Source organism: Streptomyces sp. BE303 (assembly GCF_036290945.1).
In the GTDB taxonomy this organism is placed as follows: domain Bacteria; phylum Actinomycetota; class Actinomycetes; order Streptomycetales; family Streptomycetaceae; genus Kitasatospora.
On sequence record NZ_JAQYWZ010000812.1, the window covers coordinates 1 to 519 of the forward strand.

General features: G+C 69.2%; 1 pseudogene. It reads left to right on the plus strand.

The annotated features are described in order from the left end of the window. Positions 1–519: pseudogene (locus PUR56_RS27145) on the plus strand (polyketide synthase); the annotation flags it as partial.

Genomic DNA, 519 nt, shown 5'->3' on the forward strand with positions numbered 1-519 from the left:
CGGACGGCCGGTGCAAGTCGTTCGGTGCGGGTGCGGACGGGACGGGTTGGACCTAGGCAGTCGTCAAGCAGCTCGAGGAGCTGTAGTCGTCTGAGACGGCTGCCGGTCGGCAGGTCCTGGCGGTGGTGCGGGGCACGGCGGTCAATCAGGACGGTGCGTCGAACGGTCTGACGGCGCCGAACGGTCCGTCGCTGCAGCGGGAGATCCGGGCGGCGTTGGCGCAGGCGGGGGTGAAGCCGCAGGACGTCGAAGCGGACGTGGCGCACGGCACCGGGAAGACGCTCTGCGAACCCATCGTGGCCCAGGCCCACATGCACACCTACGGTCAGGACCGTGACGGTGGTGACCCGCTCTGGCTCGGGTCGGTGAAGTCCAAAATAGGCCACACTCAGGCGGCGGACGGAGTAGCCGTCATCTTCATGATGGTCCTGGCGATGCGGCACGAGACCCTGCCCGCCACCCTGCACGCGGACGAGCCGTCGACCGAGGTCAACTGGTCGGCGGGCGCCGTCGAGTTGC